This window comes from Rhodospirillaceae bacterium, assembly GCA_018662005.1.
Lineage (GTDB): Bacteria > Pseudomonadota > Alphaproteobacteria > Rhodospirillales > JABHCV01 > JACNJU01.
This window is the reverse complement of sequence record JABJHA010000032.1, coordinates 43,571-56,331: the sequence shown is the minus strand read 5'-3', so window position 1 is coordinate 56,331 and position 12,761 is coordinate 43,571. Positions and strand designations below refer to the sequence as shown.

Sequence of the window (12,761 nt, the reverse complement as noted above, 5' to 3'; positions counted from 1 at the left end):
AACTCGAACAGTACCCCCTATTAGTCATAACGGAAATTACCTTGAGTCGGCCTATTCCTCACCCAATGGCACGACAAGTCACACCTGTCTCGGGCTTGGGATTGTTCGCTCTGGTCAATCGTGTGTTTCGACTAAAGTTTTAAAAATGGCGCCTTTCGATTTTCTAAATGCGGAACAACATCCTTCGTCACAGTGCGATGTTTGACGTCAGCGCCTATCCACCATGAAACAGACGAAGTGGATCACTAAAAAGCAAGCAGAGAGAATTTTTGACGCTGCAGATTTTGCAGCCTCTAGAGTCCGTTGCTGGCTAAAAGCAGAAGTTCCTGATGGGTATCTAGAAATTTGCTCCGGTTTTTTCGAGTTTTTCTTTGATGAACTAACCAAACGCGCAGGTAATGGGTGCTTGTGTGAGTAAATTCAGTCCGCAAGAACCATTCTCTCAGACGGCTGCTTTTGGCTATTAGCAGACGTGCAAACAACCGTCGGATAATGTCTGCTTTACCCCCCTAAAGCAGACATTATCGACGGGTCTTAAGTTAGTCCGCTTTTAGCCATGATCGGATATGGCGACGGTGGGCTACGAATGAGGAAACATCCGATCGCTTCGACTTTATGACCGGCCACGCCCTCGTTGTTGATGGGGGGTATCGCCTAATATTATTTTGCTCGGCCATTAATCCCTTGAAGGGTGTTGTCGATAGCTGCTTGAGCAATTTTCAGGTCATCCGGTGTCCCGGCCATAAAGACCCGGCCCGTCGCTCCCATCATCTGGATATCGACGATGGTGGTTTCAGGGGCTACTTTTTCGGCTTCGTTGGCGGCGACGGCGGCAAATAGCGCCGGGGCCATCTCGTATAGCAGCAGGGCCTGGCCTGGCAGGATCATCGATGCATTGCGCATACGGTTCAAAATAATGGCGTGCTGGTCGGCGATGTTCTCGATGATGTCCGTATAAAGAGTCGCCGGGGCCAACTGATCGGTTGCCTTGGCGCCGATCCCCTCAAGAATCGCCTGGCCCGCCCCGGCAAGCTCCTTGCTGTTTTTGGAATGAAGCTCAAGGAGGCCGAATTGCCGCTCGGTGAACAAGATACCGGGCTCCATATCAGGCGCTTCCTTTAACGCCAGATCGACAATCCTGTGAATGGCCAGGGCCGGGGCAACCTCGATAATCAGGCTGTTATCACCCTGCATGGGCGGGTAGCCACGGGCCCGCACGGGCGTTGACATATACGCCGCGAATTGGGGTTGAAGATCCTCAATAGGAAGATAGACACGTAGTTCGGTCATTTAGAAACCCGTTTTCTTGCGCAAGGCTCTGCGACCGCTTTCCCACGCTGGCTTCGCAGGAAAGCGGGCCGTTTGAGCTTGCCCAAGTTTATTTTTTCGACGTGAAGTGCTTGTCGAGGTCTTGATGGGGACGCGGAATAACGTGAACCGAAACAAGCTCACCGACCTGACCGGCGGTTTCAGCACCAGCTTCCGTGGCCGCCTTGACGGCCCCCACATCACCCGAGATGACAACAGCGACAAGGCCATCACCGACTTCTTCACGTTTGACAATGATGACGTTGGCGGCTTTTACCATCGCGTCGGCAGCCGCCAGCGCGGCGACGTAGCCTTTCGTTTCGATCATACCCAGTGCTTGATTAGCCATTTTCTTCTCCTCTTCTTACTTCAAAATAAACAATTATGGTGACGACCCTGGAATCAGGAATGGTCGTCGATGGAACCGATAATCAAGGCGTCCACAGGGGCCTTGAATCCTTCAAAATATCCGGCGGCGACCGATCCTTGCGTAATCAGGACCTCTTCGCCTTCGCCGCAGCCAAGGGGGTCGAATGCAACCACCCGGGGGCCACCATCAATCTCGACCTCAAGCAAAGCGCCCTGGGGCAGAGAGTCGATTCGTTTTGTCGACCAGATGCGGCCGATAATCCGTCCTCTAATCATTGTTTCATCCTTTCAATCAAGATGCCGCGTTGGCTTAAGCGGTCTCGCGCCAACGGCGTCGTTTGTGCATGTTTTCCCAGTTGCAGTATTTTGATGCCTGCCGGAAGTTGATCGACAAGGCGTTCGGAAAGCAATCCACGTTCAAAGGTGTGGCTGCCACCGCCGCCGGCATTAAGTTGACCCTGTACGGACGCTGCGGTGTTTGCCAGCCGGAAGACAATATTGCCACCCTCAAGGGCGCTGCGATCAGCCGGATTATCGGCCATCGTCAGAACCTGTTTGACCAGCAATTGCAAATCGGCATCGCTGGAAATGCTGACTTTTTCCTCCCGGACCGCCGATTGTTGCGGGGCGGACGCCTTGTCGCCACGAATACGGGCCAGTTCCTCTGCCAGCACTTCACGAACCAGGGATGCCATCATCGGGTCAGCCATCATTGAATCCCCTGTTCCGCGCCAAGCAGGTGCAGGGCATTTTCAGCCGCCGCCCGGGCGTTGGGGATATCGGCTTCACTGCCGGAAAGGTAAACCCGCCCATTGGCGCCAATCATGCGGAAATCGATAACCTTGATATGCGCCGCCTTCTCGGCCTCGTTGGCGGCCAGAATGGCGTAAGAAGCAGGCTGCATCTCAAGGGTATACAGGGTTTCACCGGCGATGATCATCGAACCCAGTTTGTTGCGATTGATCAGGAAGGCGTGTTGATGGTCGATATTGGTGATCACTTTGGAGCCGAGAATTGTTGGCCGGGTGGCGTCGCTGGCTGACGCGCCCAGGGCGTCCATCACCGCTGATGCCGAGGCCTTCACCGCCGCCGTGTCGCGGGAATGAAACTCCAGATAACCGAACTGCCGTTCGACCACCAGAATGCCCGCCTGAACACCCGTGTGCTTGATCGCAATATCGGTCAGTGCTTCGATATCCAGTCCCGGCGCAACTTCTATTATTTGTGCCGCCACGTTCGAGCGTGGCAATGAGCCGCGCATCCAGGTGCTCATGTAGCTCAGGGTCTGCGGTTGCAACTGGTCGATAAAAATTGATGATCTGAGTTCTGCCACCGGTCAATCCTTCAAAACATCGCGAAGTTCTTCGGCGATGATCAGGCGAATTTGTTCGCGCAGATCATCACGGGGCGGCGTACTTTGTGCGCTGCTGGCCGATGGAACCATTGAAACGGGGCGGCTTTGGCCGGGAACGCCATCGGCGGGCGCTTTGGGCAGCGGCCCCGGATGCTTTAGTTGCCCCATGACGGTGCTGTCAACGGGGCCGCCGTCCTTGTGCCAGGCGATCCGTGTCCAGTTGACAAGATGCTGCGGTCCGACGTTCTCGCCAACTGACGAGCGGCCAAAGAAACCGGTGCCGATAGTAAATGTTGGTGCAAGATTGGTGGCAAAACCTGCCGCACCCTGACTGCAAGGGGCATTGACGACAACTCGGTAGACCTCGACCATGGCGGCGTAGTCGGTGATGGTCTGGGTGTCGTTTGAATGAATGGCGGCGGAATGTCCGGCCCCCGAAAGCCTCAACAGGGCCCGTGCCTGCATCAACGCCTGATTGACGCTGCTGGCGACGAAGTAACCCAGCACCGGGCACAGTTTTTCGTGTGACAACATTTCGCCAACCCCGATCATGTTGATGGGAGCGACAAGGATTTTGGTGTTACGGTTGACCTTGAAGCCTGCCTGTTCAGCAATCCAGGTCGCGTCACGACCCAAAGCTTCGACGTTAAAGCCGCGTTCGTGGAACAGATAACTACGCAGGGCGTCGGCTTGTTCGGGCTTGCAAACGTGGGCGCCGGCGCGGGTTAATTCACGCTCAAGTGTTGAAGCCACATCATCAAGGGTAATCAGTACGGATTCATTGGTGCACAGGACAGAATTATCAAAGGATTTACTGTCAATGATGTGCCCGGCCGCAGCTTTCAGGTCGGCTGTCGCGTCGACAAATACCGGCGCGTTTCCAGGACCAACCCCCAGGGCCGGGTTGGATGATGAATAAGCGGCGCGGACCATGGGGGTGCCGCCGGTGGCTAAAATGACATCGGTTTTTTCCGACTTCATAAATTCATCAACAAGCGGCAGGCTGATTTCTTCGAGAAACTGGATGATGCCTTCCGGCGCACCGGCGGCGGTTGCCGCTTCGGAAAGGGTTCTGGCCGCATCGACACAGCATTGCAGCGCCGCCGGATGGGGGCTGATGACAATGGCGTTGCGTGTCATCAGGGCCGACAGAATTTTGAAATAAAGCGTCGATATGGGATTTGTCGAAGGCACCAGGGCAAAAATCACGCCCGCTGGTTTGGGGATTTCAATAACACCGGTGCGTTCATCCGTGCGCGGGTCGATGAAATTCCAGTCGCGGTAGTAGTCAACAAGGGGAATGCTGCTCAGTTCGTTCTTGAGGGTCTTGTGTTCGGCGACGCCAAATCCCGTTTCACGCACCGCCCATTCACCATATTCTGCAGCCTTTGCATGGGCGGCATGGGCAACGGCGTCAGCGATGGCCATGGTTTTTTGCCGGTCGTAGCGTTGAAAGACCTGGGAAGCCCAGCGGGCTCGCTCCAAGACCATTTCGGCGCGCGCCTGCATGGCGACTTGTGACTGGCTGATGTCTACCAACTGGGCGATTTGCGGATCCATCTAAGATACTTTCCGTCCACGCATTTCGAGCATGTCCTGGCGGGCCTGACCGATTGACGTTTCCATACGGCGCAACAGGTCTTCGGTAAGGCCCTGGGTCATTAAAATGCCCAGTTTGAATTGCAAGACGCTGGGATCCAGGGTCGAAAAAATGGCCCAAACGCCGTTTTCATAGATCCGCCGCATCACCAGCTTGGCACCTTCGGGATGATTGAATTCAAGTCCCAGAATGACCCCGTTCTGGCGAATGCCGATGAAGAAATCCGGGTACAGGGCTTGAATTTCATCAAGCCCGGCGCGAGCAAAATCACCGATATAACGAACCATGGAAGCGACTTCGGGTCGTTGGGTGATTTCAAGAACTTTCAGGGCGACAACGCAACCCAGTTCGGCCCCGCCGGCTGTTGACATATGGGCAAAACCGTCCTGTTTAAGCCATGCTCCGGCGCGTTCGTTAACAACACAACACGAAATGGGATACATGCCGCCGGTAATGCCCTTGCCGACGACCATGATGTCGGGTGTCACCCCGTACTTGGTGATCGCCCACAATTCGCCGGTGCGCATCAGCCCGGTTTGCACCTCATCGGCGATGTACAGGGCATCGTATTTTTCACACAAGCCCTTGACGCTTGGCAAATAGCCTTCGTGTGGCATGGGAAAACCATAAGTCGCGGGGATTGTTTCCATAATCACAGCGGCGACATCACGACCCTTTAGCGCCTCTTCCATGGCTTCGGGATCGTTGAAGGGAACCTGAATAAATTCATCAAGCGTGTCTTCCGACAGAAACGTCTTGGAGAAACGCTCGTCACCGGTTTTGACGGCCAGCCCTGAATGACCGTGGTAGGCCTTGATGATAGAGACGATTTTGCGCTTCTGGGTGGCGTTGCGTGCCGATTTTATGGCCAGTTCAATGGCTTCCGCACCACCGGCGCCATAGATCGTGTATTGCAGGCCCTCTGGCGTACATTCTGCCAGGGCCTCCGCCAATGCCGTGCGGGCGAGGGCCGGGAAATGATGGTTGCCCATGTCGAAGCGCTTGGCCCCGGCGTTCAGGACCTCAACCAGTTCAGGATTGCGGTGTCCAAGGTTGTATGTGCCGCCGTTAAGATGGACATCAATAAGACGCTTGCCATCCATATCGTGGAAGCAATAGCCTTCGCGTTTATCAATGACCAGATCAATACCGGCATCCTGCCAGAACTCCGTCTTGTTGGGGTTCCAGTATGTCTTTGATGCCTCAAGAAAATCGAGTTTTGCCTGACTCACGGGGTGCCTCGCCTTAAGCTTGATAGGAGCTGTGTGAACGTTATCATTTTTTGTGCCATTTGCAACATTTTTTATAGCGTTTATCAATAAATCACCATTTTTAGCCAGATTTTATGCATAGTATTCACTGGCAAATGCCACATTTACTCAAAATCTCTGGACTTTTCACGGCCGAACGTTCAAGACTTTGATATTCAGGATAAGGGTAAGCGTAATTTAATGACCGGCCTTGGCGCACAAAAGAAAGCAAACCGGCAAAAGAAATTGCTCGAGGAAATTAACCTTGATCCGGGCATCATGATCCGTGATTTGGCGGCCAAGCTGAACGTGTCCCGGGAAACCATCCGCCGTGATTTCGATGCCCTGTGTGACAGTGGCCAGTTACAGCGGCGCTATGGTGGCGCAGTTGTTATTCCGGTCGGAAATGTCCTTAGTTTTGAGGCCCGCCAAGATAAGCATGTGCCTGAACGCAAGGCCATCGCCCGCAAGGCCCATGACCTGTTGCAGGATGAACAGGTTATCATGTTGAGTCCCGGAACGACGGCGTTGTTACTGGCCCTTGAACTGGCCGAAACCGAAAAACGCCTGACCGTTATCACCAACGGCATTCGTGAAGCCCTGACACTGGTTAATAATGATAATTTGCGGGTCGTACTGGCGCCGGGGGATGTGGACCGTCTGGAAGGATTTTGCTGGGGTCAGGAGACGACGGAATTTCTGTCCAGGTATAATGCTGATGTGGCGGTGTTTTTTGCTGACGGTTTGTCAGCGGACGGCGTTTCGGAATCCGATTCCAGAACCAGCTGGATGGTCAAGACGATGCTTAAACAATCATCAAAAAATATGCTGCTGATCGATCATTTCCGGTTCTCTCAGCAGGGCGTACAACAGTTATGCACCCTAAGCGAACTGGATATTGTTATCAGCGATGATGATCCGGATACAGACCTGCACAATCATTTTTTAGACAACAACGTCGCCTTTTATTGCGCCTGAATTAACCCCAACGTCAGTCAAATCCTCGCGTCTTGATGTCAAGTAATGCCACTGCCTGAACGCTAGGGTTAGTGATGACCATTCCAGGGTGATAGACTTAAAGTCATAGAACTTTCGACTTCGGGGCCTGAAGATAAAATGTCAGATTTTGAACATTTACCTTACGAAGAACAGCTCCGTCGATTGCACGGCCTGTCCATGCAATCCCTTGGTCATTTTGATTTACCCGCCGGTTCTGAATCAACACTCATCAATTTGTCTGAAAATGCGACTTACCGCGTCGATGATCCTTCATCGGGTCAGTGTTGGGCATTGCGTGTCCACCGGGAAGGCTATCACAGCAAGGCTGCCATTGCCTCTGAACTGGCGTGGGCGTCGGCCCTGCGCGAAGACGGTGCGGTTGTGACGCCAACACCCATTGCCGGAAAGGATGGCGAGATCATCCAGGTTGTCTCGCACGCGCAAGTACCGGGCCAGCGCCATGTGGTTTTATTCGCCTGGGAGGATGGCGAGGAGCCGGACGAAGAACAGCATGATTTGAGGGCCCCTTTTGAAGTGTTGGGCGAGATGACGGCGCGTATGCACCTACATGTCAGGGGCTGGCAAAAGCCCGCCTTTTTTGAACGCCTGATATGGGATTTTGACACCAGCCTGGGCGATACCCCGCACTGGGGTTTCTGGCGCAACGGTATGGGATTAACCCCGGAAATTGAGACTGTTTTCGCCAAAACCGTCGATCTGATCGGCCGCCGCCTGGAAAAATTTGGCAAATCGGATGAGCGCTTTGGTTTAATTCACTGCGACATGCGCCTCGCCAATCTGCTGATTGATGGCGACGTCACCAAGGTTATTGATTTCGACGACAGTGGTTTTAGCTGGCTGCTTTATGACTGCGCCACCACCGTTTCGTTTTTTGAACACAAGCCGGAAGTTCCGGAGTTACTTGAAGCCTGGGTTCGCGGTTACCGGAAAGTCATTGACCTTCCCAAAGAAGATGAAGATGAAATCCCGACCTTTGTGATGCTGCGCCGTTTACTGCTTGTTGCCTGGATCGGCTCCCATAACGAGACGGATCTGGCGCAATCGATGGGCGTAGAATACACCCGTGGAACCGTCCCTTTGTGTGAAGCATATTTATTGCGTTTCGGTTAACTTAACCTACCCTAGCTTGATCCCATGGCCTTCCTCATGCAATGATCTTTGGCAGATCGGCAAAATCAATGCCGTGACGGCTGGGGATGGTGAATGGGAGATATATTGCAGGCTGTGAAATTTGCGTCGCCGAATTCATCGGTCGGTCCCTCTACGCCTGCGATATTGGCTTCCGCTGCCACTGGAATCGTCGATCATATTTGTGAACAGGGTGGCGATATTGACAGCATTTTCGGAAATTCCGGGCTTGCCCCTTCCATGGCTGGCGAGACCACTCTGCAATTGAAGCTTTCATCTTTTTGCCGGCTGTTTGAAGAAGCGGCGCGGCGAACGGAAAACCAGAATTTCGGTTTATGGTTCGGCAACCAGTTCAAGCCCCAGGATTTGGGATTATGGGGCTATGTAGGTGTCACCTCGCCAACTTTGGGCGCAGCCCTGGAAAACCTTGTTAGCTATTTTCCCTATCATCAGGAAAATTCCATGCTCAACCTGCGCTCGCGCAATGACGGCATGATGATGTTTGAATATCAGATTACAGCCCCGGAAATTGTTGAAAGACGGCAGGATGCCGAACTGTCACTCGGTATGTTTCTGAATGTATTCCGCGAATGCCTGGGTCAGGACTGGACGCCAGAGGAAGTTTATTTCGAGCACCCAAAACCGGAAGCCGCCAAAGCCCATGAAAATGCCTTCGGCGCCGCCGCCTATTTTTCTCAACCGGTCAATGCACTGGTGTTCAAACCAGAAATTCTCGATCATCCAATGCCAAGCTGTGATCTTGCCCTGATGACAATGATGCAGACTTGTCTTGCCGAGTTGGGTTCCGGGCGCGATGGTTTTGAGTCCGTCACCGATCGCGTCAGATCCGTCATCCGGATGAAACTGCCCGAAGGTTGCCCTTCGCTGGAGATCGTTGGTGAGGCCCTGCAACTGTCATCGGCCAGCATCCAGCGCGAGCTGTCTCTTGCCGGATTAACCTATAAAGAACTGATACAGGCGACTCGCTACGATCTGGCCCATGCCTATTTGAAGCAACGCCATCTGCCGTTATCTGAAATCGCCTTCCTGCTTGGCTATTCGGAACTTTCCGCCTTTTCACGAGCGGTCCGCCGCTGGACTGGCGAAAGCCCGCGGGCGATGCGCAGGCGTCTTATCGGGAGCTAATCTCTATTCGAGCGCTTCGAGAGATTCCGGCAGAATTTGTCCACCATCAACAATAATTGTCTGGCCGGTAATGTAATTGGCTTCTTTTGACGCCAGGAACAGGGCCGCATTGCCGATATCTTCAACGACGCCGATCTTTTTAAGGGGGATTGAGGCTTCCATGGTCTTGATGTAATCCTCGCCCAGATCGGCAAGTCCTTCGGTGGCGATATTGCCCGGCATGACGGCGTTCATGGTGATGTTGTATTTTGCAAGCTCGATACAGGCCGTGCGCATAAAGCCAAGCTGTCCTGATTTTGACGCCCCGTAGTGGGACCAACCGGGAAAGCCGGTTACGGGGCCGGTGATTGACGAGGTCAGGACGACGCGGCCCTGATCGGATTTTATCAAGGCTGGCAGACAGGCTTTGACGCTCAGGAAATTACCCTTGAGGTTGGTGCCCATGACCATGTCCCATTCGGACGGGTCCATGTCTTCAATGTTGGTTTGCGGGAAACAACCGGCGTTGGCGCACAGAATATCCAGACCACCATGGCGCTCAACAGCTTCGGCGGCCATGGCCTGGGATTGATCCCAGTCCGACACATCGGCGGCGAACGCACTGGCACCGTTACCCAGTTCCTCGGCACAGGCCTCACCTTCGGCAAGGGTGCGCGAAACTATTAAAACCTTGGCGCCCTGATTGGCGAAAACACGGGCAATGCCCTTGCCAATACCCTTGCTGCCACCGGTAACAATAACCGAACGCCCACTGATTGATGTCAACATGTCACTCTCCCTACTCGTCTGGATTTTGTTGTAGTTTTGCATTTTTATGGCGCAAGACAAACCACACCAGATAAACAATGATCAACACCGAAGCGGCGCTTCCCATGGTAAAGGAACCAAGGGTCGGTACCATTGGTGTGTATCCGGAAACCATTTTGGCATACAGCCATTCAGGTACGGTTTGGTCGGCGCCGGTGGTAAACATCGAAAGTGGAAAATTTCCCCAAGACAAAAGAAAGGCGAATAAGCCGCCCGAAACAATGCCCGGGGACAGAATAGGCAGGGTGATTTCCCGCAACACCTGCAACCGGGTTGCGCCAAGATCGAAGGCGGCCTCTTCAAGGGCCGGATCAAAACTGTACACCTGGATCGACATGATCAGGGTGACAATGGGGACGATCCAGACCATGTGGGCGAATACGGCGGTTTGCCAGTTGGGGATGATGCCGATTGATGAAAACCATAACAAAAGGGCAAGACCAAGGACCGCCTGAGGAAAGAAGATCGGCAGCAAAATAAGGCGCTGATAGAGTTTGCGTCCCTTCCATTCGTAACGGGCAAAAGCCAGTGAACCGAAAAAAGCCAGGATGATGGAAAACAGCGTCACCAGCAAGGCGACGCTTACCGAAGTCCATAACAAATCACGAATGGAAAGGGAGCTGCTGGCCTTTTCATACCATTTCAAAGTCCAGCTAGCGATTGGGAACTGGAAATAGCGTTGCTTGGAAAACGATGCCAGAACCACGGCGATCATCGGCACGTACAAAAATCCGATAACGCATATCGACCACAGTGCGATCAGGTTTTTTGTCAGGCGGCGTTTTTGTTGTTCATTCATCGTGCTCACCGCCGCCCGATAATCTGGTCAAGATCAATTTTCCTGAACAGGATAAAAACGATGATACCGGAAAGGGCAATCAGCAAAACCGAAAGGACAGAGCCCTTGGGCCAGTTCTGGGCAAAAGTGAAGGAGCTTTCGATGTCATCAGAGATCATGATGACAGCCTGCCCGCCGAGAATTTTTGATTCAGCCAAAGACCCAAGGGCCAGAATAAAGGTCAGGATGCCGCCGATCATGATTCCCGGCATGGACAGGGGAATTTCGATCTCTTTGAATATTTGCCAGCGCGAAGCGCCAAGATCGGAGGCAGCCTCTTTCAAACTTTCTGGCACCATCGATATACCGATAACCAGCGGAAACAACATAAACGGCAGATAGACATAAACGATGCCCAGGACAATCGCCGGAACCGTAAACAAAAGGCCGGATGCCGAGACATCGAAAAGATATTTAAGCGTACCGTCAAGAATACCATTTTTGAGCAGGATCAGAACCCAGCCAAAGAGGCGAATATTTTCAGAAATCAGCAGCGGCAAAACAATTAGGGCGGTAATCAGGTTGGCCCACTTGCCGAACAACTTGGCCATTCCGTATGCCATCGGGTAGCAAATCACAAACAACAGGATGACGGCCGTGGAAGACAGTAAAAGCGACCACAGGAAAGACAGGTAGTAGCTGTCGGCAATAACCGAAACATAGTTTTCCAGGGTTGGAATTTGCAGCAGCGAGAACGTCTTGGCGGGCATGAAACTGTACCCGACGACCATCGCCAGCGGACCGGCAAAACCGATCAGCAGAAACAGAGAGACCGGAATGGCTGCCAGTGAGCCCGGGTTAAATCGCCATTTGCTGTTGCTGCTTTGTTCAGCCATTGGATTTAATCGCTTACCAGAATTGAATCTTCCGGTCGCCAGCCAAGGGAAACCGTGTCTCCAAAAGTGCCCTCAAAGACTTCGTCCTGCAATCGTTCGACAAGCCATTGATCGCCCGAATCCGAGCGAATTTGGTACTGCATGCGCGAACCCAAGGCGTAGTCGTTGAAAAACTTTCCTTTTAAAATGTTGGGAAGTCCGGATGCCCCGGGCCCTAGCTTCATCACTTCGGGTCGTACAATCAAATAACCCCGGCTAAACTGGTCCGGCATTGAATTGACCTCAAAATCCCCTTCGCCGTGGATATCGCGCACGGTTGTCGGGCCCGTGGCCTCTACCTCAAGGGTGTTGACCTCACCCATGAACTGGGCGACGAACTTGTTGATCGGTTTGTTATAAATTTCATGGGGTGTGCCAATCTGGACAAGTTCACCGTCCTTCATGATGCCGATGCGGTCTGACATCACCATCGCTTCTTCCAGCGAATGGGTAATGTAGACAAAGGTCTTCCCGGTTTCACGGTGGATGTCCTTGAGTTCCTTTTCCAGCGCTTTACGCAACCTGAAATCAAGGGCCGAAAGCGGCTCGTCAAAGAACAGAAGTTCCGGGTCAAAGGCCAGTGCCCGGGCCAATGCAACACGCTGACGCTCGCCACCGGAACACTGGTTAATACCCTTGTCGTAAAAATCCAAAGGCAGGTGTAATTGCTCAAGCAAGGCATGGGCACGCTCGCGTCTTTGTGCCGGTGCGACCTTGGCGATCTTTAAAGGAAATTCGATATTTTCGCCGACACTGCGATGCGGAAACAGCGCCAGACTTTGAAACACCATACAGGTGGGGCGTTTGTTTGCGGGGACATCGTTAAGCCGCGCCCCCTTCAGGTTGATGTCGCCGCTGGTGGGCAGGTCCATGCCCACCAGCAAACGAATCATTGTTGTCTTTCCCGATCCGGATGGACCGACAAGGGTGAAAAACTCCCCTTCGGTTATCTGCAGGTTCACGTTGCTGACGGCGGTAAACTCACCGAATTTCTTCGTGATACCTTTCAATTCCAGGAACGTCTCAGCCTTGTCTGTCATAAATCCTCCCGGAACGGTAAAACATC

14 protein-coding genes are annotated in these 12,761 nt (G+C 53.1%); 3 read left to right on the top strand and 11 right to left on the bottom strand.

From position 1 onward, the window contains the following. Nucleotides 1-660: 660 nt before the first annotated feature. From HOL66_12975 to HOL66_12945, 7 genes are all read right to left on the bottom strand, one after another. Nucleotides 661-1,290, bottom strand: coding sequence for a microcompartment protein (locus HOL66_12975; protein ID MBT5245145.1), 630 nt, complete (start codon nt 1,288-1,290; stop codon nt 661-663). A gap of 88 nt (nt 1,291-1,378) precedes the next feature. After that, nucleotides 1,379-1,657, bottom strand: a complete 279-nt coding sequence (locus HOL66_12970; protein MBT5245144.1) for a BMC domain-containing protein — start codon at nt 1,655-1,657, stop codon at nt 1,379-1,381. Nucleotides 1,658-1,710: 53 nt separating this feature from the next. Continuing rightward, entirely contained in the window at nt 1,711-1,953 is a 243-nt protein-coding gene (locus HOL66_12965) for a EutN/CcmL family microcompartment protein (GenBank protein ID MBT5245143.1), read from the bottom strand. Then, complete coding sequence (locus HOL66_12960) at nt 1,950-2,390, bottom strand: hypothetical protein (GenBank protein ID MBT5245142.1); 441 nt, start codon at nt 2,388-2,390, stop codon at nt 1,950-1,952. Before HOL66_12960 ends, HOL66_12965 begins: the two co-directional genes overlap by 4 nt. Further along, nucleotides 2,387-3,010: a hypothetical protein gene (locus tag HOL66_12955; protein MBT5245141.1), complete on the bottom strand. Its 624-nt coding sequence runs from the start codon at nt 3,008-3,010 to the stop codon at nt 2,387-2,389. Before HOL66_12955 ends, HOL66_12960 begins: the two co-directional genes overlap by 4 nt. A gap of 3 nt (nt 3,011-3,013) precedes the next feature. Next, nucleotides 3,014-4,591, bottom strand: coding sequence for an aldehyde dehydrogenase family protein (locus tag HOL66_12950; GenBank protein ID MBT5245140.1), 1,578 nt, complete (start codon nt 4,589-4,591; stop codon nt 3,014-3,016). Beyond that, nucleotides 4,592-5,863 (bottom strand): aspartate aminotransferase family protein, encoded by a 1,272-nt coding sequence (locus tag HOL66_12945; protein ID MBT5245139.1) that lies wholly within the window; start codon nt 5,861-5,863, stop codon nt 4,592-4,594. 219 nt (nt 5,864-6,082) lie between these two features. On the opposite strand from HOL66_12945, the gene HOL66_12940 reads away from it, so the two are divergent. From HOL66_12940 to HOL66_12930, 3 genes are all read left to right on the top strand, one after another. Then, complete coding sequence (locus HOL66_12940; protein MBT5245138.1) at nt 6,083-6,859, top strand: DeoR/GlpR transcriptional regulator; 777 nt, start codon at nt 6,083-6,085, stop codon at nt 6,857-6,859. 138 nt (nt 6,860-6,997) lie between these two features. Continuing rightward, a complete protein-coding gene (locus HOL66_12935; protein ID MBT5245137.1) occupies nt 6,998-8,011 on the top strand; it encodes a phosphotransferase in 1,014 nt (337 codons plus the stop codon). A 93-nt stretch (nt 8,012-8,104) separates the two neighbouring features. Beyond that, nucleotides 8,105-9,175, top strand: coding sequence for an AraC family transcriptional regulator (locus HOL66_12930; protein ID MBT5245136.1), 1,071 nt, complete (start codon nt 8,105-8,107; stop codon nt 9,173-9,175). Between the two features lie 3 nt (nt 9,176-9,178). Here the strand turns inward: HOL66_12930 and fabG are convergent, their stop codons facing one another. Genes fabG through HOL66_12910 form a run of 4 tightly spaced genes read right to left on the bottom strand, consistent with a single transcriptional unit; the run spans nt 9,179 to nt 12,735 of the window. After that, the gene (gene fabG / locus HOL66_12925; protein ID MBT5245135.1) at nt 9,179-9,943 is read right to left on the bottom strand and encodes a 3-oxoacyl-ACP reductase FabG; all 765 of its coding nucleotides are present in this window, start codon (nt 9,941-9,943) and stop codon (nt 9,179-9,181) included. Nucleotides 9,944-9,953: 10 nt separating this feature from the next. After that, a complete protein-coding gene (locus tag HOL66_12920; protein ID MBT5245134.1) occupies nt 9,954-10,781 on the bottom strand; it encodes an ABC transporter permease in 828 nt (275 codons plus the stop codon). A 5-nt stretch (nt 10,782-10,786) separates the two neighbouring features. After that, nucleotides 10,787-11,656: an ABC transporter permease gene (locus tag HOL66_12915; protein ID MBT5245133.1), complete on the bottom strand. Its 870-nt coding sequence runs from the start codon at nt 11,654-11,656 to the stop codon at nt 10,787-10,789. Nucleotides 11,657-11,661: 5 nt separating this feature from the next. Further along, on the bottom strand, nt 11,662-12,735 hold the full coding sequence (locus HOL66_12910) for an ABC transporter ATP-binding protein (protein ID MBT5245132.1): 1,074 nt from the start codon (nt 12,733-12,735) through the stop codon (nt 11,662-11,664). Nucleotides 12,736-12,761: the final 26 nt, after the last annotated feature.